This window comes from Herbaspirillum rubrisubalbicans (genome assembly GCF_003719195.1).
GTDB lineage: Bacteria > Pseudomonadota > Gammaproteobacteria > Burkholderiales > Burkholderiaceae_D > Herbaspirillum > Herbaspirillum rubrisubalbicans.
Genome location: NZ_CP024996.1, coordinates 3,753,615 through 3,777,602, shown reverse-complemented (window position 1 = coordinate 3,777,602; position 23,988 = coordinate 3,753,615). Strand labels below are relative to the sequence as shown.

General features: G+C 62.4%; 22 protein-coding genes and 2 tRNA genes. 18 read left to right on the top strand and 6 right to left on the bottom strand.

Translation table 11 applies throughout. The annotated features are described in order from the left end of the window. Positions 1-65: 65 nt before the first annotated feature. The 3 genes from RC54_RS16770 to RC54_RS25905 all read right to left on the bottom strand — a co-directional run bounded on the left by RC54_RS16770 (position 66) and on the right by RC54_RS25905 (position 3,148). A complete protein-coding gene (locus tag RC54_RS16770; protein ID WP_061790055.1) occupies positions 66-869 on the bottom strand; it encodes a uracil-DNA glycosylase family protein in 804 nt (267 codons plus the stop codon). An 82-nt stretch (positions 870-951) separates the two neighbouring features. After that, a complete protein-coding gene (uvrB, locus tag RC54_RS16765; RefSeq protein WP_061790054.1) occupies positions 952-3,033 on the bottom strand; it encodes an excinuclease ABC subunit UvrB in 2,082 nt (693 codons plus the stop codon). Then, positions 3,026-3,148, bottom strand: coding sequence for a hypothetical protein (locus RC54_RS25905; RefSeq protein WP_255221002.1), 123 nt, complete (start codon positions 3,146-3,148; stop codon positions 3,026-3,028). The genes uvrB and RC54_RS25905 overlap by 8 nt, the downstream gene beginning before the upstream one ends. 237 nt (positions 3,149-3,385) lie before the next feature. Here RC54_RS25905 and RC54_RS16760 point away from each other — a divergent pair, with 237 nt between their 5' ends. From RC54_RS16760 to mnmH, 5 genes are all read left to right on the top strand, one after another. Continuing rightward, positions 3,386-4,603, top strand: coding sequence for an amino acid aminotransferase (locus tag RC54_RS16760; protein ID WP_058896187.1), 1,218 nt, complete (start codon positions 3,386-3,388; stop codon positions 4,601-4,603). A 99-nt stretch (positions 4,604-4,702) separates the two neighbouring features. Then, positions 4,703-4,778, top strand: a tRNA-Asn gene (locus tag RC54_RS16755). A 183-nt stretch (positions 4,779-4,961) separates the two neighbouring features. Continuing rightward, positions 4,962-5,037 (top strand) — tRNA-Asn (locus tag RC54_RS16750). 237 nt (positions 5,038-5,274) lie between these two features. Then, a complete protein-coding gene (selD, locus tag RC54_RS16745) occupies positions 5,275-6,309 on the top strand; it encodes a selenide, water dikinase SelD (RefSeq protein WP_061790053.1) in 1,035 nt (344 codons plus the stop codon). After that, positions 6,309-7,400 (top strand): tRNA 2-selenouridine(34) synthase MnmH, encoded by a 1,092-nt coding sequence (gene mnmH / locus RC54_RS16740; protein WP_058896185.1) that lies wholly within the window; start codon positions 6,309-6,311, stop codon positions 7,398-7,400. The genes selD and mnmH overlap by 1 nt, the downstream gene beginning before the upstream one ends. Before the next feature lie 27 nt (positions 7,401-7,427). On the opposite strand, the gene RC54_RS16735 is transcribed toward mnmH, so the two are convergent. Next, a complete protein-coding gene (locus RC54_RS16735) occupies positions 7,428-8,495 on the bottom strand; it encodes a permease (protein ID WP_058896184.1) in 1,068 nt (355 codons plus the stop codon). 381 nt (positions 8,496-8,876) lie between these two features. Here RC54_RS16735 and RC54_RS16730 point away from each other — a divergent pair, with 381 nt between their 5' ends. From RC54_RS16730 to RC54_RS16715, 4 genes are all read left to right on the top strand, one after another. Beyond that, positions 8,877-10,217: an MFS transporter gene (locus RC54_RS16730; RefSeq protein ID WP_061790052.1), complete on the top strand. Its 1,341-nt coding sequence runs from the start codon at positions 8,877-8,879 to the stop codon at positions 10,215-10,217. 78 nt (positions 10,218-10,295) lie between these two features. Beyond that, entirely contained in the window at positions 10,296-11,864 is a 1,569-nt protein-coding gene (garD, locus tag RC54_RS16725; RefSeq protein WP_061790051.1) for a galactarate dehydratase, read from the top strand. Between the two features lie 98 nt (positions 11,865-11,962). Next, entirely contained in the window at positions 11,963-13,021 is a 1,059-nt protein-coding gene (locus tag RC54_RS16720; RefSeq protein WP_061790050.1) for a lactonase family protein, read from the top strand. Between the two features lie 274 nt (positions 13,022-13,295). Next, entirely contained in the window at positions 13,296-15,065 is a 1,770-nt protein-coding gene (locus RC54_RS16715) for a methyl-accepting chemotaxis protein (RefSeq protein ID WP_061790049.1), read from the top strand. Positions 15,066-15,212: 147 nt separating this feature from the next. On the opposite strand, the gene kdgD is transcribed toward RC54_RS16715, so the two are convergent. After that, a complete protein-coding gene (gene kdgD / locus RC54_RS16710) occupies positions 15,213-16,133 on the bottom strand; it encodes a 5-dehydro-4-deoxyglucarate dehydratase (protein WP_061790048.1) in 921 nt (306 codons plus the stop codon). Positions 16,134-16,372: 239 nt separating this feature from the next. Then, positions 16,373-17,140 carry a FadR/GntR family transcriptional regulator gene (locus RC54_RS16705; protein WP_058896178.1) on the bottom strand — a complete coding sequence of 256 codons (768 nt, stop codon included), beginning with the start codon at positions 17,138-17,140 and terminating at the stop codon, positions 16,373-16,375. A gap of 324 nt (positions 17,141-17,464) precedes the next feature. Between RC54_RS16705 and iscR the strand changes: the two genes are divergently transcribed. From iscR to iscX, 9 genes are all read left to right on the top strand, one after another. Further along, on the top strand, positions 17,465-17,959 hold the full coding sequence (gene iscR / locus RC54_RS16700) for a Fe-S cluster assembly transcriptional regulator IscR (RefSeq protein ID WP_017451602.1): 495 nt from the start codon (positions 17,465-17,467) through the stop codon (positions 17,957-17,959). Between the two features lie 16 nt (positions 17,960-17,975). After that, on the top strand, positions 17,976-19,229 hold the full coding sequence (locus tag RC54_RS16695) for an IscS subfamily cysteine desulfurase (RefSeq protein WP_061790047.1): 1,254 nt from the start codon (positions 17,976-17,978) through the stop codon (positions 19,227-19,229). 78 nt (positions 19,230-19,307) lie between these two features. Further along, positions 19,308-19,712: a Fe-S cluster assembly scaffold IscU gene (iscU, locus tag RC54_RS16690; RefSeq protein WP_058896176.1), complete on the top strand. Its 405-nt coding sequence runs from the start codon at positions 19,308-19,310 to the stop codon at positions 19,710-19,712. Positions 19,713-19,767: 55 nt separating this feature from the next. Next, complete coding sequence (gene iscA / locus RC54_RS16685; RefSeq protein WP_017451605.1) at positions 19,768-20,091, top strand: iron-sulfur cluster assembly protein IscA; 324 nt, start codon at positions 19,768-19,770, stop codon at positions 20,089-20,091. Between the two features lie 202 nt (positions 20,092-20,293). After that, on the top strand, positions 20,294-20,809 hold the full coding sequence (hscB, locus tag RC54_RS16680) for a Fe-S protein assembly co-chaperone HscB (protein WP_058896175.1): 516 nt from the start codon (positions 20,294-20,296) through the stop codon (positions 20,807-20,809). Between the two features lie 29 nt (positions 20,810-20,838). Beyond that, positions 20,839-21,465, top strand: coding sequence for a LysE family translocator (locus tag RC54_RS16675; RefSeq protein WP_058896174.1), 627 nt, complete (start codon positions 20,839-20,841; stop codon positions 21,463-21,465). Positions 21,466-21,489: 24 nt separating this feature from the next. Beyond that, positions 21,490-23,355, top strand: coding sequence for a Fe-S protein assembly chaperone HscA (gene hscA, locus RC54_RS16670; RefSeq protein WP_017451608.1), 1,866 nt, complete (start codon positions 21,490-21,492; stop codon positions 23,353-23,355). Positions 23,356-23,409: 54 nt separating this feature from the next. After that, positions 23,410-23,748 carry an ISC system 2Fe-2S type ferredoxin gene (gene fdx, locus RC54_RS16665; RefSeq protein WP_013235088.1) on the top strand — a complete coding sequence of 113 codons (339 nt, stop codon included), beginning with the start codon at positions 23,410-23,412 and terminating at the stop codon, positions 23,746-23,748. Positions 23,749-23,779: 31 nt separating this feature from the next. Beyond that, complete coding sequence (gene iscX, locus RC54_RS16660) at positions 23,780-23,974, top strand: Fe-S cluster assembly protein IscX (RefSeq protein WP_061790046.1); 195 nt, start codon at positions 23,780-23,782, stop codon at positions 23,972-23,974. Positions 23,975-23,988 lie beyond the last annotated feature (14 nt).

Below are 23,988 nucleotides of genomic sequence, written 5' to 3'. Positions count from 1 at the left end.
TCGCCGGACGGTTCGGAAGCTAGCACCGATACAGTAGCGGTACGCTTTTCAGGTCACTTTCTTCTTTATTTCTTCTTCAGCAACTGCATGGCGCCGAACAGTGCCTGCATTCCACTGTGCTCGATGAAGCTCAGGTTGTAGGGATGCTCGGCCACCGCCCGTGGGAATTGCTCCACCAGCGGCAGGCTGTGCAACTGTTCGGCGATCTTGCCCCACAACACCAGGGTGGGCAGCGGCCTGCGCTGCGCCTGACCGTGTTCGGCCAGTGCCCGCAGCACGGTCTCGAAGAAGGGTTTCCAGGCGCGGGCATCCTTGAGCGGCGCCACGTGGGCGCGAAACACCAGGCTGGCATTGAGCAGCAGGAAACCCTGTGCGGTGAGATTGTCCTGCAGGTCGGCCAAGGTCTGGATCGTGCCTTGCACGTCCGCCTGGGCCTGGGCGGCGATGCCGGCCAGCGCGTCGCCGCTGGTATTGCCAGCCTGCAGGCGGCCATCGGCCACCAGCAGCATCTTCATGAAATTGCGCAGGGAGGTGGCGCGATTGACCTGCTTGGACAAGCCCTTGTCCGACCACAGCGAACCCACTGCGCCATCCATGAAACACACACCGGTGGCACTGGCCGCCCGCGGGTAGGGGCCTTCGCCGACCAGCACGTAGCGCACCTGGTCCAGCGGCTGTTGGAAGGCGGCGAAGATGCGACCCTCGGTGGGCAGGTAATCATCCTGGGCGAGCGTGCCGAGGTAGGCCGGATCGGCTTGCTGGATCGCCTCCAGGCCGGCGCGCAAGGCGGCGTGCCAGGAGGAATGGGCGGTCTGGATCAGTTCCAGCAGGGAGGCGGGCAGGGCAGGGAAGGCAGTGGCAGTAGGCATGGGGCAGATAGCGCAATCGATAAAGTGGCGGCATTGTATCTCGCGCTGGCCCGCCACCGCAGCACGCCATCCTCCGCCCTGATCAGGCCACGGCCGTATCGCTGCCGGGCGCGCCGAAGAGCTGCTGCTTCAGCAGGTGCAACTGGTCGCGCGCGGCGGCCGCCTTTTCGAACTCCAGGTTCTTGGCGTGTTCCTGCATCTGCTTTTCCAGGCGCTTGATTTCCTTGCTGATCTGCTTTTCGCTCATGGATTCGTAGTTCTTCTTTTCCTCGGCCACCATCAACTCGGTGCGCGCCTGGGCCGGGTTGAAGATACCATCGATGAGCTCGCGGATTTCCTTCTTGATGCCGGTGGGCACGATGCCATTGGCTTCGTTGAAGGCCAGTTGCTTGGCGCGCCGCCGTTCGGTTTCGCTGATGGCCTTGTGCATGGAATCGGTCACCACATCGCCATAGAGAATGGCCATGCCGTTGAGGTTACGGGCGGCGCGGCCGATGGTCTGGATCAGACTGCGCTCGGAACGCAGGAAGCCTTCCTTGTCCGCATCCAGGATCGCCACCAGCGAGACTTCGGGAATGTCCAGACCTTCGCGCAGCAGGTTGATGCCCACCAGTACGTCGAAGGTACCCAGGCGCAGGTCGCGGATGATTTCCACGCGCTCCACGGTATCGATGTCGCTGTGCAGGTAGCGCACCTTGATGCCATTGTCGGACAGGAATTCGGTCAACTGCTCGGCCATGCGCTTGGTCAACGTGGTCACCAGCACCCGCTCGTTCTTGGCGATGCGGTCGTGGATCTCCTGCATCAGGTCGTCCACCTGAGTGGTGGCCGGGCGCACCGCGATGATGGGGTCGACCAGGCCGGTCGGACGCACCACCTGTTCCACCACCTGGTCGGCGTGGGTGTTTTCATAGTCGGCCGGGGTGGCCGAGACAAAGACGGTCTGGCGCATCTTCTTTTCGAATTCATCGAACTTCAGGGGCCGGTTGTCCAGCGCCGAGGGCAGGCGGAAACCGTAGTCCACCAGGTTCACCTTGCGCGCGCGGTCGCCGTTGTACATGCCGTTCAACTGACCGATCAGCACGTGCGATTCATCCAGGAACATCAGCGCATCCTGGGGCAGGTAATCCACCAGCGTCGGCGGTGGATCGCCCGGCTTGCCACCGGAGAGGTGGCGCGAGTAGTTCTCGATGCCCTTGGTGAAGCCGATCTCGGTCATCATCTCGATGTCGAAACGGGTGCGTTGCTCCAGCCGCTGTTCTTCGATGAGCTTGTTTTCCTTGCGGAAGAATTCCAGGCGCTCGGCCAGTTCTTCCTTGATGGTCTCGATGGCGCGCAACACGGTTGAGCGCGGCGTGACGTAGTGCGAACCGGGGTAGATGGTGAAGCGCGGAATCTTCTGGCGCACGCGGCCGGTGAGCGGGTCGAACAGTTGCAGGCTGTCGATCTCATCGTCGAAGGTCTCGATGCGCACGGCAAGTTCGGCGTGTTCGGCCGGGAAGACGTCGATGGTGTCGCCGCGCACGCGGAAGGTGCCGCGTCCGAAGTCCACTTCATTGCGGGTGTACTGCATCTGGATCAGGCGGGCGATGACGTCGCGCTGCGAGACCTTGTCCTTGGCGCGCAGGGTCAGGATCATCTGGTGGTATTCGTTGGGGTTACCGATACCGTAGATGGCCGAGACGGTCGCCACGATCACCACGTCGCGCCGTTCCATCAGCGACTTGGTGCAGGACAGGCGCATCTGTTCGATGTGCTCGTTGATCGAGGAATCCTTCTCGATGAACAGGTCGCGCTGGGGCACGTAGGCTTCCGGTTGGTAGTAGTCGTAGTAGCTGACGAAATATTCCACCGCATTGTGCGGGAAGAATTCGCGGAATTCGCTGTAGAGCTGCGCCGCCAGCGTCTTGTTGGGGGCGAACACGATGGCCGGGCGGCCCAGGCGGGCAATGGTATTGGCCATGGTGTAGGTCTTGCCCGAGCCGGTCACCCCTAACAGCGTCTGGTAGAACAGGCCGTCGTTGACCCCTTCGACCAGCTTGTCGATGGCCGCCGGCTGGTCGCCCGCCGGTGGGAAGACCTGGTAGAGCTTGAAGGGCGAGTCGGGGAAGGTGACGAACTTGCTCTCGTCCAGCTCGGGATTGATGGGGGTCAGTTCAGCCATGGTCTGGATTGCCTTTGTCGCTCGATTGCGGGTGGGCCGCCACGGTGCACAGGGCAGCGCCCATGCCCGGAAGCAGGGCATTGCGCGCAGGCAAGGTGGCGGCGGGAATATTCATCAAATGCTGCCGGGATGTGTAAGTTCAAGACGCAATCGGCCCGACGCGGCCTGGGTTATGTCGATTGAACATGGTCCCATGCAGATTCGGCAGGCAATTGAGCCGGTCTGTGTCTGTGATTGGTCATCCACATTTGCTAGAATGCAGTGTTGCAAAAAGGTGCACACCCAACTCTTGCCGTGTGCATCCATTTCCTTCTGCAGCGCTTTGTTGCAGCTAACTTTTCATGTTATCACGATGAACGCACCTGTCTCCGCCTCCCTGTTTTCCGCCATCGAAATGGCGCCGCGCGACCCCATCCTGGGCGTGACCGAAGCCTACAACGCCGACCAGAACCCGGCCAAGACCAACCTGGGCGTGGGCGTGTACTACGACGACAACGGCAAGGTTCCCCTGCTGGAATGCGTGAAGAAAGCCGAGGCGGAACTGGCAGCCAAGCTGGCTCCCCGCACCTACCTGCCCATCGATGGCCTGGCCACCTATGACCGCGCCGTGCAGGAACTGGTGTTCGGCACCGGTAGCGCCGTGGTGACCGAAAAGCGTGCCATCACCGTGCAAGCCCTGGGCGGCACTGGCGCCCTGAAGCTGGGTGCTGACTTCCTGAAGCACTTCTCGCCGACTGGCACCGAAGTCTGGATCAGCGACCCGAGCTGGGAAAACCACCGCGCCCTGTTCGAGATGGCCGGTTTCAAGGTCAACGCCTATCCCTACTACGACCCCGCCACCCGCGGCGTGAACTTCGCCGGCATGTTGGATGCCTTGAAGACCATGAAGACCGGCTCGGTCGTGCTGCTGCACGCCTGCTGCCACAACCCGACCGGTGCCGACCTGACCGCCGACCAGTGGACCCAGGTCATCGAGGTGGTGACTTCGCGCGGCCTGATCCCCTTCCTCGACATGGCCTACCAGGGCTTTGGCGACGGCATCGCCGAAGACGGCCAGGTGGTGCGTCGCTTTGCTGAGGCTGGCGGCCCACTGTTCGTGTCGAACTCCTTCTCCAAGTCCTTCTCGCTGTATGGCGAACGCGTCGGTGCGCTGTCGATTGCTGCGGCCAGCGCAGAAGAAGCTGCCCGTGTGTTGTCGCAATTGAAGCGCGTGGTCCGCACCAACTACTCCAACCCGCCGATCCACGGTGGCCAAGTGGTCGCCACTGCCCTGGCGTCGCCCGAACTGCGCAAGCTGTGGGAAGACGAATTGGCCGAAATGCGCGTGCGCATCCGCGAAATGCGTCACCTGCTGGTGGCCAAGCTGAAGGAAAAGGCCCCCGGTCATGACTTCGACTTCGTCATCAAGCAGCGCGGCATGTTCTCCTATTCCGGCCTGACCAAGGCTCAGGTGGACCGCCTGCGCAACGAGTTCTCGATCTACGCCGTCGACACCGGTCGCATCTGCGTGGCTGCATTGAACACCAAGAACATCGACGTGGTGGTCGACGCCATTGCCAAGGTGCTGTAAGGGCTGCGGGAGGGACTTTCTCCTATGAGAAAAGTCCCTTTCCCTGAAAAAAGTTTTGACATGAAATAAAAATCGCGTCATAATCTTTTTCTCAGCTGTTCCCTGATAGCTCAGTCGGTAGAGCGACGGACTGTTAATCCGCAGGTCCCTGGTTCGAGTCCAGGTCGGGGAGCCAAAGAATGCGAAGGCCTCGCAAGTGATTGCGGGGCCTTTTCAATTAGTGTGAGGCGCTGGTTGTTTTTGGTCTCGCGCAAGGGCGGCAGGGCTATGCCGCCACGATGCAGAACGATGTAAAAAATTTTCGTTTTCCTCTCTGGTAATTCTGAAAAAAATCGTTCATAATCGCGCCCTCAATTGATCCCTGATAGCTCAGTCGGTAGAGCGACGGACTGTTAATCCGCAGGTCCCTGGTTCGAGTCCAGGTCGGGGAGCCAGAATATGAAAGCCTCGCAAGTTTCTTGCGGGGCTTTTTTGTTTTTGGCGTCGTATCTCATGATGATCACGCATTGCGCTAAAAATGAGCGCAGTCGAGCTGGTTTTTAGCTCACCAGATTTTTACGGCACCGAGCATCTCTTCACATCGCAGCGGTCGCTACCGGCCTTGGCCGTTTCACTTCCTGGCATTTAAACGCTGCTAGAATCGGCATCCCCCGATCAGCCAGGACTTTCCCATGAGCGACCCCATTCGTTTGACCCAGTACAGCCATGGCGCCGGTTGCGGTTGCAAGATTTCGCCGCAGGTGCTGGAGGTGATCCTCGCCGGCAGCGGTGCCCAGCATCTCGATCCCAAGCTGTGGGTCGGCAATGCTTCCCGTGACGACGCGGCGGTCTATGCCATCGACGAAGAACGCGGCGTGGTCTCGACCACCGATTTCTTCATGCCCATCGTCGATGATCCTTTCGACTTCGGGCGCATCGCCGCCACCAATGCCATCAGCGATATCTACGCCATGGGCGGCGACCCGCTGATGGCCATCGCCATCCTCGGCTGGCCGGTCAACGTGTTGCCACCCGAAGTGGCGCGCGAGGTGGTGCGCGGTGGGCGTGCGGCCTGCGACGCGGCCGGCATCCCACTGGCCGGTGGCCATTCCATCGATGCCCCGGAGCCGATCTTCGGCCTGGCCGTGACCGGCGTGGTCGAGAAGCGCCACATGAAGCGCAACGATACCGCCAGCGCCGGCTGCCTGCTCTATCTCACCAAGCCGCTGGGCATCGGCATCCTGACCACCGCCGAGAAGAAGGGTCGGCTGCGTCCCGACGACGTGGGCGTGGCGCGCGACTGGATGTGCCAGCTCAATCAGCCCGGTAGCCGCTTCGGCAAGTTGGCGGGCGTAGCCGCCATGACGGATGTGACCGGCTTCGGCCTGCTGGGTCACCTGGTGGAGATGTGCGAAGGCAGCGGCGTGAGCGCCCGTATCCAGCACGCGCTGGTGCCCAGCCTGCCGGGCGTGCCGTATTACCTGGCCGAAGGCTGTGTGCCGGGCGGTACCGGGCGCAACTTCGAGAGCTATGGCAGCAAGATCAGCCCCTTGAGCGAGAGCCAGAAGCACCTGCTATGCGACCCGCAGACCAGCGGCGGCTTGCTGGTGGCTGTGCGGCCCGAGGCCAACCCGGAATTCCTCGCCACCGCTGCTGCCCTCGGCCTGGAACTGGCGCCCATCGGCGAACTGGTGGAACGACAGCGCTACGCGGTCGAGGTGCTCTGATGTCTGATCTACAGCCCAGCCGTGCCTTGTTCATCGCCGATACGCCCATGCTGGATGCGCGGGCGCCGGTGGAGTTCGGCAAGGGGGCGTTCCCCACGGCAGTGAATCTGCCACTGATGAATGACCGGGAGCGTCACGAGGTCGGTCTGCGCTACAAGGAGCAGGGCCAGCAGTCTGCCATCGCGCTGGGACATCAACTGGTCAGCGGCGCGGTCAAGGAGGCGCGCATTGCGGCCTGGGCGCAGTTTGCCAAGGCGCACCCGGAAGGTTGCCTGTATTGCTTCCGCGGCGGGCTGCGCTCGCAGATCACGCAACAGTGGTTGCAGAGCGAGGCCGGCATCGCCTATCCGCGCGTGGCAGGTGGCTACAAGGCGCTGCGCCATTTCTTGATGGACACCATCGACCAGGCACTGGCCGAGTGTGGCTTCGTGGTGGTGGGCGGCATGACCGGCTGCGGCAAGACCGACGTCCTGCTGCAACTGGACAATGCGCTGGATCTGGAAGCCTATGCCAATCATCGCGGCTCCAGCTTCGGCAAGCGCGCCAGCCCGCAACCGGCGCCCATCGATTTCGAGCACAGGCTGGCGATTGCCCTGATCAAGTTGCAGGCGCAAGGGCATCACTGGTTTGCCCTGGAAGATGAAAGCCGCCTGATCGGCGTGTGTGCCTTGCCGCTGGCCTTGCACCAGCGGATGCAAAGCCTGCCTATGGTGTGGCTGGAGGATAGTCGGGAAGGGCGGGTGGAGCGCATCCTGCGCGATTACGTCAGCGGTCTGTGCGAGGAATACCTGGCGCTGGATCCGCACCACGGCTTTGAACGCTATCGCGCCCACCTGCTGGCGGCGCTGGGCAAGCTGGTCAAGCGCCTGGGTGACCAGCGCTACCGGCGCCTGCTGCACCTGATGGAAGTCGCGCTGGCGCGGCAAGAAGCCGATGGCGTGGTCGACCTGCACCGCGCCTGGATCGAGGCCCTGCTGGCCGAATACTACGATCCCATCTATGAATTCCAGCGCGAGTCCAAGCGCTCGCGCCTGCTGTTTGCCGGCAATCAGGCCGAGGTGGTCGACTTCCTGCGTCAGTATCGGCCCTGAACCGGCCTTGAACCCGCCCTGAACGGCTCAGAGCACGACCACGGCCACCAGCCCGCTGGCCGCACCGATGAGGATGGTGAGCAGTGTCACCGTCACCAGCACACGGCGCGTGAAGGAGGTGCGCAGCATCAGCAGCGAGGGCAGGCTGATGCTGGGCAGGGTCATCAACAAGGCCACCGCCGGACCGACGCCCATGCCCAAGGACAGCATCGATTGCACGATCGGGATTTCGGCGGCCGTGGGGATCACGAACAAGGTGCCGATCACCGCCAGCGTCACGATCCACAGCAGGCTGTTGCCCATGCTGGCATCGACCTGCGGGAACAGCCACACGCGCGCCGCACCCAGGGCCAGCACCACCACGATGTAGACCGGGATGGTGGTCCAGAACAATTGCCACAGCTTGCCGGCCCAGCGCAGCAGGAAGGGGCGGCCGTCGTCGAGGGGTTCATATTCGGCCGCGGCCACGGCGTCCAGCGCCGCCTGCGGCAGGGTTTCGGCCTGCGCTACGCGTTGCGCGATGAGCGCCACGCCCAGCACCAGCAGCACACCCGCCACCAGGCGCAGAGCCGCAAAATTCCAGCCCAGCACGAAGCCCATGAACACCAGCGTGGCCGGATTCAATACCGGGTTGGCGATCCAGAAGGCCAGCGCGGCCCCCACCGAAACCTGCTGACGGCGCATCCCGGCTACCACCGGCGCGGCACAGCAACTGCACATCATGCCGGGCAGCGCGAAGAGGCCGCCGCGAATGGTCGAGCCCAGTCCGGCACGACCGAATACGCGCAGCAGCCAGTCACGCGGCACCAGCACCTGCACCAGCGAACCCAGCAGCACGCCTAGCACCGCGGCTTTCCAGATGGCCAGGAAATACACGCCGGCATATTCCAGGGCGGCCGACCATGGGGCAGCGGGGGCATTGGCCAGGATGGAGTTGCCAATGCTGTGCTTGTCGGCGGCTACGAAGGATTTCAGGTAGTAGGGCGACCACTTCACGTAGTACAGGCCGATGGCCGCCACCAGGATGAACAGCAGGGGCTTGAGCCAGGCGGACGCGCCGCGCGGGGAGGACGGCAGGCTGGAAGAGGAATTCATGATGGGTAGGCAGAAGATGAGGAAATGCGGAAAGTGCGCGCATCATACCTGCGCCCGGGCGCTACGTCAGCGGCTTGTGCATGTCATACCACCAGGGGGCAGCCGGCATCCGCGCCAACCAGCCCCCCCACCAGCTCCCACGGACTTTGCAGGAATGCGCAAAGTCTTTGCCGGACTGCATTGAGCGCTTGCGTCCGTTTCGTGTCCTGTTATACTGCGCCACATGTTGTATGACGTCTTATAACAAATCACTTCAAACCATAACAATACGCCAAGAGACACTCCCGGTCCGGCCTGATACTTCATCTGCCCGCGTTCCTGCGGCCAGCGAGTCGGCCGGGCAGGGTAGAGCGGATGGCGATCGAGACTCGGAGAATCCAATTGGCGCAAAGCAACATCCCCAGCGGGGCCGGGGCGGTCAAGCCCACCCATATCCGCTACCTGATCCTGTTCCTGCTGTTCGTCGTCACCACGGTCAACTATGCGGACCGCGCCACGCTCTCCATTGCCGGCTCGGCCATGAAGACCGAACTGTCGCTGGACCCGGTGACCATGGGTTACATCTTCTCGGCCTTCAGCTGGGCCTACGTGCTGGCGCAATTGCCGGGCGGCTGGCTGCTGGACCGTTTCGGTTCCAAGACGATCTACATGTGGAGCATCGCCCTGTGGTCTTTCTTCACGTTCCTGCAAGCCGGGGTGACCTGGATGAGCACCGGCGCGGCGGTGGTGGCGCTGTTCCTGTTGCGCTTCATGGTGGGGCTGGCCGAGGCGCCATCGTTCCCGGCCAATGGTCGCATCGTGGCGGCCTGGTACCCGACCAAGGAGCGCGGCACGGCTTCGGCCATCTTCAATTCGGCGCAATACTTCGCGGCCGTGATCTTCACGCCGCTCATGGCCTGGATCGTCCATTCCTATAGTTGGCACCACGTCTTCACGGTGATGGGCGTGGTCGGCATCCTGCTGGCGCTGATCTGGGGCCGCATCATCTACAGTCCCAAGGATCACCCGCGCATCAATGCGGCCGAACTGCACCACATCGAGTCCGGTGGCGGCCTGGTGGACATGGACAACAAGAAGGTCGCCGCGCCGTCCGTGCAGGGCAAGGGATATCTCCGCCAATTGCTCTCCAATCGCATGTTGCTGGGCGTGTACATCGGCCAGTACTGCATCAACGTGATCACTTATTTCTTCCTGACCTGGTTCCCGGTGTACCTGGTGCAGGAGCGCGGCATGTCCATCCTCAAGGCCGGTTTCGTGGCTTCGATCCCGGCCGTGTGCGGCTTCATCGGGGGCGTGGTGGGCGGCCTGATCTCGGATCGTCTCATCAAGAGCGGCCTGTCGGTCACCTGGTCGCGCAAGATTCCCATCGTGGGCGGCATGTTGCTCTCCATGACCATGATCCTGTGCAATTACGTCCAGGCGCAGTGGCTGGTGGTGGGCATCATGGCGCTGGCCTTCTTCGGCAAGGGCGTGGGCGCGCTGGGCTGGGCGGTGGTGGCCGATACCGCGCCCAAGCAGATCGTGGGCCTGTCGGGCGGGCTGTTCAACATGTTCGGCAACGTCGCCGGCATCACCACGCCGATCGTGATCGGCTACATCGTCAAGCAAACCGGTTCCTTCTCCGGCGCCCTGGTCTTCGTGGGCATCAATGCTCTGGTGACCGTGATCAGCTATCTTGTCATCGTCAAGGAGATCAAGCGCGTCGAACTCAAGGACGCCTGATCGGTTTGGTCGGCGGCTTCCTGGACAGGGGCCGCCATTTCATTGGAATTGCAGCATTTTCGTCGTTTGGGACTTAGCATGAGCAACGATACCACCGCCAGCCAGGCATTCACCCCGCGCTACATCATGATGAACGATACCGACAATGTCGCCATCGTCGTCAACGACGGTGGTCTGCCGGCCGGCACCGTTTTCCCGGATGGCCTGACCCTGATCGACCGCGTGCCCCAGGGGCACAAGATCGCCTTGCGCGACCTCAAGCAGGGCGACGCCATCGTGCGCTACGACGTGGCCATCGGCTACGCCGTGCGCGACATCCCCAAGGGCAGCTGGATCGAGGAATCGCTGGTGCAGATGCCGCCGGCGCGCGAACTCGACAACCTGCCCATCGCCACCAAGAAGCCAGCGCCGCAGCCGCCGCTGGAAGGCTATACCTTCGAGGGTTATCGCAATGCCGATGGTTCGGTGGGCACGCGCAATCTGCTGGCCATCACCACCACCGTGCAATGCGTGGCCGGTGTGGTCGAGCACGCCGTCAAGCGCATCCGAGCCGAGCTGCTGCCCAAGTATCCCAACGTGGAAGATGTGGTGGCGCTGGAACACACCTATGGCTGCGGCGTGGCCATCGATGCCCCCAATGCCGGCATCCCCATCCGCACGCTGCGTAACATCAGCCTGAACCCCAATTTCGGCGGCCAGGCCATGGTGGTCAGCCTGGGTTGCGAAAAGCTGCAACCCAACCGCCTGCTGCCAGAAAACATGATCCCCATCCACAAGGAAGGCGAACCCTATGTGGTCTGCCTGCAGGATGCGGAACATGTCGGTTTCAATTCCATGATCGATTCCATCATGAACATGGCCGAGGCCCGCCTGACCGAACTGAACAAGCGCCGCCGCGAAACCTGCCCGGCCTCCGACCTGGTGGTGGGCGTGCAGTGTGGCGGCAGCGATGCCTTCTCCGGCGTGACGGCCAACCCGGCCGTGGGCTATGCCACCGACCTGCTGGTGCGCGCCGGCGCTTCGGTGATGTTCTCGGAAGTGACCGAAGTGCGTGACGGCATCGACCAGTTGACCTCGCGCGCGATCAACGAGGAAGTGGCGCAGGCCATGATCCGCGAGATGGACTGGTACGACAATTACCTCAAGCAGGGTGGCGTCGACCGCAGCGCCAACACCACCCCCGGCAACAAGAAGGGCGGCCTGGCCAACATCGTCGAGAAGGCCATGGGCTCCATCGTCAAGTCCGGTTCCAGCCCGATTTCGGGCGTGCTCGCGCCGGGCGACAAACTTCAGCAGAAGGGCTTGATCTACGCCGCCACCCCGGCCTCGGACTTCATCTGCGGCACCTTGCAACTGGCGGCTGGCATGAATCTTCATATCTTCACCACGGGGCGCGGTACGCCCTATGGCCTGGCGGCGGTGCCGGTCATCAAGGTCGCCACCCGCAACGACCTGGCGCGACGCTGGCATGACCTGATGGACGTCAATGCCGGCCGCATCGCCAGTGGCGAGGCCACCATCGAACAGGTCGGCTGGGAGCTGTTCGAACTGATGCTGGACGTGGCCAGCGGCAGGAAGCGCACCTGGGCCGAGCAATGGAAGCTGCATAATGCACTGACCCTGTTCAACCCGGCGCCAGTGACCTGATCCTCCCTTGGGGCTCGCGTGCGAGCCCTTTTTTGTCTCGACTTTCTGCGCGCTTCAGCGCTTTTTTATTCTGTTTTTCTCTCGCTACCTTGAACGCCTTGAACGCTATTTCCCCCCTCAAGCCGGCCACCTCAGCGGCTGGCACCACTACCGTGGCCTACGTCTCCAACGCCGACAGCCAGGACATCTACGTCCTGCAGATCAACGACGATGGCAGTGTCGAGCTGATCGAGCGGGTCGATACCGGTAGCAACGTGATGCCGCTGGCCATCAGCCCGGATCGCAAGCGGCTCTATGCCAGTCTACGCGCCGAGCCCTATTCGGTGGTCAGCTATGCCATCGATGCCGGCAGCGGCAAGCTCAAGGAATTGTCCCGGGTGCCATTGGCCGACAACATGGCCAACCTCGCCACCGATCGCAGCGGGCGCTATCTGCTGGCAGCGTCCTACTTCGGGCACAAGATCTCGGTCAACGCCATCGGTAGCGATGGCACGGTGCAGGCGCCGCCGCTGGCGGTGATCGCCACCGGCAAGAATGCCCACTCGGTGCAGCTCGCCCCCGACAATGCCTTTGCCTTCGCCAGCAACCTGGGCAGCGACATGATCCTGCAATACCGCTTCGATGCAGCCACCGGCGCCGTCACCCCCAATACACCACCGTCCGTGGCGACCAAGGCCGGGGCTGGGCCGCGGCACTTCGTGTTCGCCCCGGACCAGCGCTTCGTCTATGCGATCAATGAACTCGATGCCACCGTCGACACCTATGCCTATGACCGCCAGCAAGGCCATCTGACCTGGCAGGCCAGCGATTCGGCGCTGCCCGACGGTTTCACCAGCAGCGCAGCGCTGGCCGCCGCCGATCTGCACCTGAGCCCGGATGGGCGCTTCCTCTACGCCAGCGAGCGCGCCTCCAACACGCTCACCGGCTATCGCGTGGAGCGTGCCAGCGGCAAGCTCACCCGCATCTTCAACATTCCTACCGAAACCCAACCGCGCGCCTTCCACATCGATCCGCAAGGACGCTACCTGCTGGCTGTGGGGCAGCAGGCCGGGTTGACCAGCTATGCCATCGACCACGACAGTGGTGCCTTGACGCCGTTGTTCCGCTATACCTTGGGTCGTAATCCGAATTGGGTTGAGATCATCGACCTGCCTTGAGGCGGCCGCGGTGTTGTTTTTGCGCCAGTTTGCGTGCCATTTTGGCAAGACTCTTCACTTTGTTGGCTGATGACATGAATTTTGCTTGATCCAAGACAGGCAGGAGCGGGTGTTGCCGTTGCACAATACGCAAGCGAATGCTTCCTGACCACCCTAACCGGGAATTGGGGTGGTTTTGGTCAGTTTGCCGTCCGATTGCCTGTGAGGCGGGTGCTGTATCGTCAGGGCAATGTTTTCATTTCATTTGTTGTAAAAAACTAAGCGGAGAGAGGGAATGCGGAATCTGACGGTTCGCTTCAGCCTGATGAGCGCGCTTGCGCTGTTTTCAATCATGATCGTGGTGGGTGCTGCAGTGGGCATCTTTGCGCTGGGCCGCGCCAACCAAGCGACCGAATATGTGCACGAGATTGCCGAGCACGTGATCATCATCAATGACGCCTACAAGGACAGCACGCGCACGCGTTCGGCCTTGACCCGCGCCTATGCCAACCTCAAGGAAAAGAACGATCCGGCCATCGCCGAAGGCGCCTTGAAGAGTGCCCAGGGCAGCTATGAGCGCGGCCTCAAATTCGTGGATGAATTCAGTAAGTTGCCTGACTTGGCCGGCGAGGAGCCGGTGGTCAAGAAAGAACTCATCGAATCGGCGCGTAGCTTGTCTGAACTGCTGATGAAGGCTTCCGGCCTGCTCAAGGCGGGCGATGCAAGCGCCTATTCGGAACTCAACGACAAGCAGATCAATCCCGCCGGCGCGCGTTTTTCCAAGGCGCTGGATGAATTCCAGAAGCGCGCCATGAAGCTCAACGACACGGCTGCCAATGAACGTCAGCGCGAGTACAGCATGGTGGTCTGGCTGGTGGTGGTGGGCCTCATCGGCGCCATGTTCCTGGTCATCGGCGTGCACTTCATGCTGCGCAATATCGTGCTGACCCCGCTCAACCGCGCCGTGCACCTGCTGGATCTGGTGGCCAATGGCGACCTGACCACCAAGGTCGAGGTCCAGAGCAGCAATGAAATCGGCCGCCTGTTCGCCGCCATCCGCAGTATGCAGCAGGCGCTCTTGACCACCGTCTCACGCGTGCGCAGCAGTTCCGACAGCATCGATACCAGCGCCAAGGAAATCGCCGCGGGCAACATGGACCTGTCTTCGCGTACCGAGCAGCAGGCCAGCTCTCTGGAAGAGACGGCCGCCTCGATGGAGCAGTTGACCGGCACCGTCAAGCAGAATGCCGACAACGCCTTGCAGGCCAACCAACTGGCGCATTCTGCTTCTTCCACGGCCAGCAAGGGTGGGGAAGTGGTAGCCCAGGTGGTCGATACCATGCAGGCCATCAATGCCTCTTCGCGCAAGATCGTCGATATCATCAGCGTCATCGATGGCATTGCCTTCCAGACCAACATTCTGGCCTTGAACGCGGCGGTGGAAGCGGCACGTGCCGGCGAGCAGGGCCGTGGCTTTGCGGTGGTGGCGTCCGAAGTGCGTTCGCTGGCCCAGCGTTCGGCGGCGGCAGCCAAGGAAATCAAGTCGCTCATCGATGATTCGGTGGACAAGGTCGAGGCCGGCAGCCAACTGGTCGAACAGGCCGGCGCCACCATGAGCGAAGTGGTCACCAGCGTGCAGCGCGTCACCGACATCGTGGGCGAGATCGCCGAAGCCAGCCGCGAACAGAGCACCGGTATCGAGCAGGTCAACCGCGCCATCACCCAGATGGATGAAGTGACCCAGCAGAACGCCGCCTTGGTGGAGCAGGCTGCTGCGGCCGCCCAGTCGTTGCAGGCCCAGGCCACCAACCTGGTGGGTGCGGTCAGCATCTTCAAGATCAATGCACAGCAGGCTGCCAGCGCACCCAAGCCGCGTGCGGCGCCGGTGGCCTCCGTGGCACCGCCGCCGGCGGCACCAGCCCCGGCGCCCGTGGCCGCTGTCACTGCTGCGTCGGCGGCTGCCAAGGCCGCTCCCAAGCTGCCCCCGGCCAAGCCCGCCAAGGCAGCGCCTGCTGCGCCCGCCAGCCGTCTCAAGGACGATGCACAGGATTGGGAAGAGTTCTGATCCTGGCGGGGCGACGCCGGCTACGCTTGCCGGCTTGGCCCTGAATTGACTCTATATGAAGGAAAAAACCTCCGTGGCCTTGGCCACGGAGGTTTTTTTTTGGTCCCTATGAAGAAAGGGACCACCTTGCCCAGTGCTCCCTCGGGCTTATTGCGGGCCCAGCTTCTGGATCAGAGCTGCCAGTTCTTCGTGTTCTTCCGGGGTGCAGTCGGTCAAGGGCGTGCGCACCGGGCCGGCGTCATGACCGACGATGCGGGCACCGGCCTTGACGATGGACACGGCATAACCGGCCTTGCGGTTGCGGATGGCCAAGTAGGGCAGGAAGAATTCATCGATCAGCTTGCCCACGGTGTCGTGGTCATCCTTGGCAATGGCTTGGTAGAACTGCACGGCGGTCTTGGGGATGAAGTTGAACACGGCCGAGGAATACACCGGCACGCCCAGCGCCTTGTAGGCGGCGGCATAGACTTCGGCGGTCGGCAGGCCACCCAGGTAGGTGAAACGGTCACCGAGCTTGCGGCGGATATGCACCATCGGTTCGATCTCGCCGATGCCATCCTTGAAGCCGATCAGGTTGGGGCAGCGCTCGGCCAGCTTTTGCAGGGTATCGGCATTGAGCTTGCAGACGGCACGGTTGTAGATGATGACGCCGAAGTTGACCGACTTGCAGACCGCTTCCACGTGGGCGGCGATGCCGTCCTGGCTGGCTTCGGTCAGGTAGTGGGGCATGAGCAGGATGCCGTGTGCGCCCAGGCGCTCGGCTTGCTGGGCATAGGCGATGGCAGCGCGGGTAGAACCACCGGCGCCGGCGATGATGGGCACCTTGCCACGGCAGGTGTCGACGGCGGTACGGATGATGTCCGAATATTCACCCGGCACCAGGGAGAAGAATTCACCGGTGCCACCGGCGGCGAACAGGGCGCTGGCGCCATACGGGGCCAGCCATTCCAGGCGCTCGATATAGGTCTTGGGGCGGAAATCGCCTTGCTCATCGAAGTCCGTCAGCGGGAACGACAGCAGGCCGGAAGAGAGGATCTGTTTGAGGTCTTGGGGAGTGTACTGGGACATGGTTGCGCTCGACGCCGTTAAAAATGGGATGGATGGGATGAGTTGGATGGAAATGAAGACATTGTTCTTGGTGTTGTCTCTTGAATCTCTTTATCCGCATAGGATATCAGTCATCGTACAACATAAGATTTGAGAAAGCCAGTACTTTCTGGTCGAGCAAGAGGGTGTTTGCGGGGAGGTAGTAAGGAGGAGGGGAGAGGGCGCCGACCCGCCCAGGCGGATCGGCAAGCGTGCAGGTGTCAGGCGCCGGTGGTGGCGCCGGATTCGGCTTCCTGCTGTGCGCGCCGCAGTCGTTCGCGGCTGTTGGTGAGGTGATTGCGCATGGCCGCCCGGGCCGCTTCGGAGTCGCCGCGGGCGATGGCATCGAAGATATCTTCATGCTCGCGCTGCACCCGGTCCAGGTAGCTGGACTGCTGGTCGTGGGCCAGTTCGGCGGTGTTGATGCGCTTGCGCGGGATCACGCCCATGCCGAGATGGCTGATGATCTCGATGAAATAGCGGTTGCCGGTGGCGTTGGCAATGGCGAAGTGGAAGCGGAAATCCGGGCCCACGGTATCGCCGCCGTTCTGCTGGTTTTCTCTGAACAGGTTCAGGGCTTCGCGGATTTCCTGCAATTGCTCTTCGCTGCGGCGGGCCGCGGCCAGGCCGGCCGTCTCGGTTTCCAGGCTGATGCGCAACTCCAGCAGCGCCAGCAGGTCACGCATGGTGGTGATGGTGGCCGGATCGATGTTGATGTTGGAACCCTTCTTGGCTTCCAGTACGAAGGTACCGATGCCATGGCGGGTTTCCACCAGGCCGGCGGCCTGCAGGCGCGAGATGGCTTCGCGCACGACGGTGCGCGAGACCCCCTGGGTCTGCATGATTTCGGACTCGGTGGGCAGTTTTTCGCCCGGTTTGATGCTGCCGTTGTCGATCATGGCCGACAAGGTCGCCACCACCTCCTGCGACAGGCTCTGGGGCTTGCGGCGCGGGCGCAGCAGCGGGTTGGGGGTATCGCTTACATCCATATCGTTCTTTGATGGGGGCGCTGGCGGACCCGACTGGTGTTGTTGTGGGTGGTCCGCATCTGGCCGGGTGGAAATTGTCGCGTCATCTTACCAGATCGATAAGCCGGCACGACGCCGATGCCAGCCGTCCCCGTGAGAGTAGCGCACTTTGCGCAAGAGGTCAGACAAGTTTCGCCGGAATTTGATGCCGGCCGGTTTTTGATCGATATGAAGGAAAAGCAAGGGTACCTGACAGAATTACTCGGGTTTGTTATACTTGACTCAAATATTCGGGAATTCAGGGCAGCCGGCCGTGCCGGTTCATTTGTTTCTGGAGCGGAATCCATGCGTCTAACCACCAAAGGTCGTTTTGCCGTGACGGCGATGATTGACCTGGCCTTGCGCCAGGGCAAGGGCCCCGTCACGTTGTCGGCCATCAGCGAGCGCCAGGAAATTTCTTTATCATATCTGGAGCAGTTGTTCGGCAAGTTGCGGCGTCACCAGATCGTCGAGTCCGTCAGGGGCCCCGGCGGTGGTTACAATCTCGCCCGCAAGGCCGCCGACGTGTCGGTGGCCGACATCATCATCGCGGTGGACGAACCCCTGGATGCAACCCAGTGCGGTGGCAAGGAAAATTGCCACAGTGCTGCCCATCCTGGCGGGGCGCGCTGCATGACGCATGAGCTGTGGTCCACCCTGAATGAAAAAATGGTCGAGTACCTGGATTCGGTATCGCTCCAGGACCTGGTCGACCAGCAAAAAGAACCCAAGCCGGTGGAGCATCGCGCCGCCGACTCGCAGAGCGTGGTGGTATTGCACCGCCCGCAAGCCGCAGCCTGATTTGGAGCAAGCACATATGAACGCACCCCTGGAAAAAAGCCTGCTGGAGACCATCAAGGCTCCGCACTTCCCGATCTACATGGATTACTCGGCGACCACCCCGGTCGATCCGCGCGTGGCCGACAAGATGATCCCTTACCTGCGCGAGCAGTTCGGCAATCCCGCCTCGCGCAGCCACATGTATGGCTGGACCGCTGAAAAGGCGGTGGAAGAGGCGCGTGAAGAAGTGGCCAAGCTGGTCAACGCCGATTCGCGCGAGATCATCTGGACTTCCGGCGCCACCGAGAGCAACAACCTGGCCATCAAGGGTGCGGCGCAGTTCTACAAGTCCAAGGGCAAGCACATCATCACCGTCAAGACCGAGCACAAGGCGGTACTGGACACCTTCCGCGAACTGGAGCGCGTGGGCTTCGAAGCCACCTACCTGCAGCCGCAGGACAATGGCTTAGTCACCGTCGAGCAGATCGCCGCAGCGCTGCGTCCAGACACCATCCTGGTCTCGGTGATGCTGGTCAACAATGAAATCGGCGTGATCCAGCCGGTACCGGAAATCGGTGAATTGTGCCGCTCCAAGGGCATCATCTTCCACTGCGACGCGGCGCAAGCCACCGGCAAGGTGAAGATCGACCTGGAAAACTGGAAGGTCGACCTGATGAGCTTCTCGGCTCACAAGAGCTACGGCCCCAAGGGCATCGGTGCGCTCTACGTGCGCCGCAAGCCGCGCGTGCGCATCGAAGCGCAGATGCACGGCGGTGGTCATGAGCGCGGCCTGCGTTCGGGCACCCTGGCTACCCACCAGATCGTGGGCATGGGTGAAGCCTTCCGCATCGCACGTGAAGAAATGGACAGCGAACTGGCCCGCATCCGCGCCCTGCGCGACCGCCTGGCCAAGGGCTTGCAGGAAATCGAAGAAACCTACATCAATGGTGACATGGAGCATCGCGTGCCCCACAACCTGAACGTGAGCTTCAACTACGTGGAAGGTGAGTCGCTGATCATGGCCATCAAGGATATCGCCGTCTCTTCCGGCTCGGCCTGCACCTCGGCCAGCCTGGAACCGTCCTACGTGCTGCGCGCCCTGGGCCGCAGCGACGAACTGGCGCACAGCTCGATCCGCTTCACCATCGGTCGCTTCACCACCGAGGAAGACATCGACTTCACCATCGAACTGATCAAGAGCAAGGTCGGCAAGCTGCGTGAACTGTCCCCGCTGTGGGACATGTACAAGGACGGCGTGGACCTGTCCACCATCCAGTGGGCGGCCCACTAATCAGGACTCTGCCAGCCATCGCCAGCAGCTGCAGCAGGGCAGGGCGATGGGTGAAACCATCATCTAGGGAGCAAGAACATGTCTTATTCGGAAAAAGTACTCGACCACTATGAAAACCCCCGCAACGTCGGCGCCTTCGAAAAGGGCGATGACACCGTGGGGACCGGCATGGTCGGCGCGCCGGCCTGCGGCGACGTGATGAAGCTGCAGATCAAGGTCGGCGCCGATGGCGTGATCCAGGATGCCAAGTTCAAGACCTATGGCTGCGGTTCGGCCATTGCCTCTTCCTCGCTGGTGACCGAATGGGTCAAGGGCAAGACCCTGGACGAAGCGCTGTCCATCAAGAACACCCAGATCGCCGAAGAACTGGCGCTGCCGCCGGTGAAGATCCACTGCTCGATCCTGGCCGAAGACGCCATCAAGGCGGCGGTGCAGGACTACAAGGCCAAGCACGGCGAGGACCAGAAGGCCAAGGCCGCCTGAGTGGCGTTTCCCGGCAACAGGCATCGGCCGTTTTCGATTTCGTAAGGCAAGCATCATGGCAATCACGTTGACAGAGAAGGCAGCAAAACACATCAGCCGCTACATGGAGCGCCGTGGCAAGGGCATCGGCCTGCGCCTGGGCGTGCGTACCACCGGCTGCTCCGGCCTGGCCTACAAGCTGGAGTATGTGGATGAACAAGCGGCCGAAGACACCGTCTTCGAGTCGCATGGCGTGCGCGTCTTCGTCGATCCCAAGAGCCTGCCCTACATCGATGGCACTGAGCTGGACTTTGCCCGCGAAGGCTTGAACGAAGGGTTCAAGTTCCAGAATCCCAACGTCAAGGATGAGTGCGGTTGCGGCGAAAGCTTCCGCATCTGAATCTGAATCTGATCCCCGACCCCGGATGGGATCATCGCCGATGCCGTCGCGCCGCCGTGGTGGCGCAGCGGCCAGTGCTTAGCCGGCTCGTGATAGCCTTGTGACAGCCTTGTGATAGCGCCATGCGGGGCCGCCTGGTCACCGTGCCGTCCTTGATGTGCCAAGCCTGTTGCCGTCCGACAGGCTTTTTTATTTTTCAGCCATGCAAAACCACTACGACCTGTTCCAGTTGCCGCAACGCTTTGCCGTCGACCAGAAGGCGCTGGAGCAGGCATACCACCAGGTGCAGAGCCAAGCTCACCCGGACAAGTTCGCCCATGCCAGCGACGCCGAAAAGCGCGTGGCCATGCAATGGGCTACCCGCGCCAACGAGGCCTACCAGACGCTGAAGAATCCCCTGAAGCGCGCCCGGTACCTGTGCGAGCTGCATGGCGTGGACTTGCAGACCGAGTCCAATACCGCCATGGCCCCGGCCTTCCTGATGCAGCAGATGGAGTGGCGCGAAATGCTCGACGATGCCAAGGCCGGCAAGGATGTCGATGCGCTGGAACGCCTCAACGCCGAACTGCTGGCCGAGAAGAAAGCCGAGATCGCCCGCATCGAAGCGCTGCTCGATGCCGCCGATTACGCTGCGGCCGGACAACTGGTGCGCCAATTGATGTTCCTCGACAAGTTCGGTGCCGAGATCGGCGATGCCTTCGCCCTGATCGAAGGCTGATCTGCGAAACTGATCCGCGAAAGCCGCCCATGCCCGACCTGTTCCTCTTCCTGCTGGCCGCCATGACGCTGACCCTGGCCCCCGGCCCGGACAACCTCTACGTGCTCACCCGTGGCGTCGCGCAAGGTCGCCAGGCCGGCCTGGTGGCGGCCGCCGGTTTCTGCTCGGGATTGATCTTCCATACGCTGCTGGCGGTGCTGGGTTTTGCCGCCCTCATCAAGGCCTACGCGCCGGCCTATCACGCCCTGCAATATGCGGGCGCGGCTTACCTGGCCTATCTCGGCGTGCGCACACTGCGCTCGGCCTCGGCCGGCATCGCGCTGGCTGCGGACGGGCAGGGCATGAGCGCCGTACCGCTGCGTCGCATCTACTGGCAAAGCGTGCTGGCCAACATGCTCAATCCCAAGGTGACGCTGTTCTTCATCGCCTTCCTGCCGCAGTTCGTGCGGCGCGAAGCCGGCCATGAAGCCTTGCAGATGCTGGTGCTGGCGCTGCTGTTCATTGTCCAGGCCTTTGTCATCTTCAGCGCCATCGCGCTTTTTTCCGGCAGCGTCGGCGCCTACTTCCGCCGCCGCGCCACCGCTTCCGTCCATCTGAACCGCCTTGCAGGTTGCGCCTTCATCGGCCTCGGCATTCGGATGGCCTTACCTGAATAACGCTTCACGACCCGTCCACCTCCTATGGCTTTACTGCAGATTTCCGAACCGGGCATGTCCACCGCGCCGCACCAGCGCCGTCTGGCCGTTGGCATCGACCTGGGCACCACCAATTCGCTGGTGGCCACCGTGCGCAACAGCATCCCTGAAGTGTTGGCCGATGACGATGGCCGCGTACTGCTGCCTTCCATCGTGCGCTACCTGCCCAATGGCCATGCCAATATCGGCTACAAGGCCCAGGCCGCGCAGACCATCGACCCGCGCAATACCATCGTCTCGGTCAAGCGCTTCATGGGCCGTGGCCTCAAGGACATCGCCCACGCCGAGAACATGCCCTATGACTTCCAGGACCAGCCTGGCATGGTGCAGATAAAGACCGTGGCGGGCGTCAAGAGCCCGGTGGAAGTCTCGGCCCAGATCCTGGCCACGCTGCGCCAGACCGCCGAAGACGCCTTGGGCGACGACCTGGTGGGTGCCGTCATCACGGTGCCGGCCTACTTCGACGATGCCCAGCGCCAAGCCACCAAGGATGCCGCGCAACTGGCTGGACTGAACGTGCTGCGCCTGTTGAACGAACCGACCGCCGCAGCCATCGCCTATGGTCTGGACAATGCCTCCGAAGGCATCTTCGCCGTCTACGACCTGGGCGGCGGCACCTTCGATATCTCCATCCTCAAGCTCACGCGCGGCGTCTTCGAGGTGCTCGCCACCGGTGGCGATTCGGCCCTGGGCGGGGATGACTTCGATCATCGTCTGTTCTGCTGGATCAGCCAGCAAGCCCAATTGCAGCCCCTGTCGGACGAAGACACGCGGCTCTTGATGGTCAAGGCGCGCGAGGTCAAGGAACTGCTCTCCACCAAGGACGAAGTGCAGATCGATGCGGCGCTCAAGTCCGGCGAGCAAGTCCACCTGTCCATCACCGCGGCGCAATTCAACGAGATCACCCAGCACCTGGTAGCCAAGACCATGACCCCGGTGCGCAAGGCCCTGCGCGACGCCGGCTTGACGGTGGAAGACGTGGATGGCGTGGTGCTGGTCGGCGGCGCCACCCGGATGCCGCACATCCGCCGCGCCGTGGGCGAGTTCTTCAAGACCAACCCGCTGTCCAACATCGACCCCGACAAGGTGGTGGCCCTGGGTGCCGCGGTGCAGGCCAATCTCTTGGCCGGCAACCGTGCCCCCGGCGACGACTGGCTGCTGCTGGACGTGATCCCGCTGTCGCTGGGCATCGAAACCATGGGCGGCCTGGCCGAGAAGGTCATCCCGCGCAATTCCACCATCCCTTGCGCCCGCGCCCAGGAATTTACCACCTTCAAGGATGGCCAGACTGCCATGGCGATCCACGTGGTGCAGGGCGAGCGCGAACTGGTGGCCGACTGCCGCTCGCTGGCGCGCTTTGAGCTGCGCGGCATCCCACCCATGGCAGCCGGTGCGGCACGCATCCGCGTGACCTACCAGGTCGATGCCGATGGCTTGCTGGCGGTATCGGCGCGCGAAATGACTTCCGGCGTGGAAGCCTCCATCACCGTGAAACCCTCGTATGGCCTGGGCGACGATGAGATCGCCCGCATGTTGCAAGAATCCTTCAGTTCCGCTGATGAAGATATGCAGCGTCGCGCCCTGCGCGAAGAGCAGGTCGAAGCCGAGCGCATCGTCCTGGCCACCCGTTCGGCGCTGCAGGCCGATGCTGCGCTGCTGTCAGAAGATGAGCGCGTGGCCATCGAAGCCCAGATCGAAGCCGTGACCGCCGCCGCGCAAGGCAGTGACCATCTCGCCATCAAGGCAGCGGTGGATGCCCTGGCGCACGGCACCGAGGAATTCGCCGCGCGCCGCATGGACCGTAGCGTCCACGCCGCGCTGGCCGGCAAGAAACTGGATGAAGTAGCTTAAGCGATTTCATCACCTGAACACTGTAGACACTGTAGACAAGACACGAGAGCCACCATGCCCCAGATCGTCATCCTCCCTCATCCGGTCCTCTGCCCTGAAGGCTCGGTGATCGACGCCCCCGCCGGCAAGACCCTGTGCGATGCGCTGCTGGACAGCGACATCGACATCGAGCACGCCTGCGAGAAGTCCTGCGCCTGCACCACCTGCCACGTGGTGATTCGCGAAGGCTTCGAGACCCTTGATGATCCGACCGACAAGGAAGAAGACTTGCTGGACATGGCCTGGGGCCTGGAAGCGACGTCCCGCCTGTCTTGCCAGGTGGTGCTGGGCGAAGACGACCTGACCGTCGAAATTCCCAAGTACACCATCAACCACGCGTCCGAAAACCACTGAACACGCCGCCAGCGCGGTGCAGGAGAGCGACATGAAATGGACCGATACCCAGCAGATCGCCGAGGAGCTTTGCGACAAGTTTCCCGAGGTCGATCCCAAGACCATCCGCTTTACCGACCTGCATCGCTGGGTCATGGAGCTGGATGGGTTTGCGGATGATCCCAATCGCTCTGGCGAGCGCATCCTGGAAGCGATCCAGGCGGCGTGGATTGCCGAGGCGGAGTGACGTCAGCCAGATTG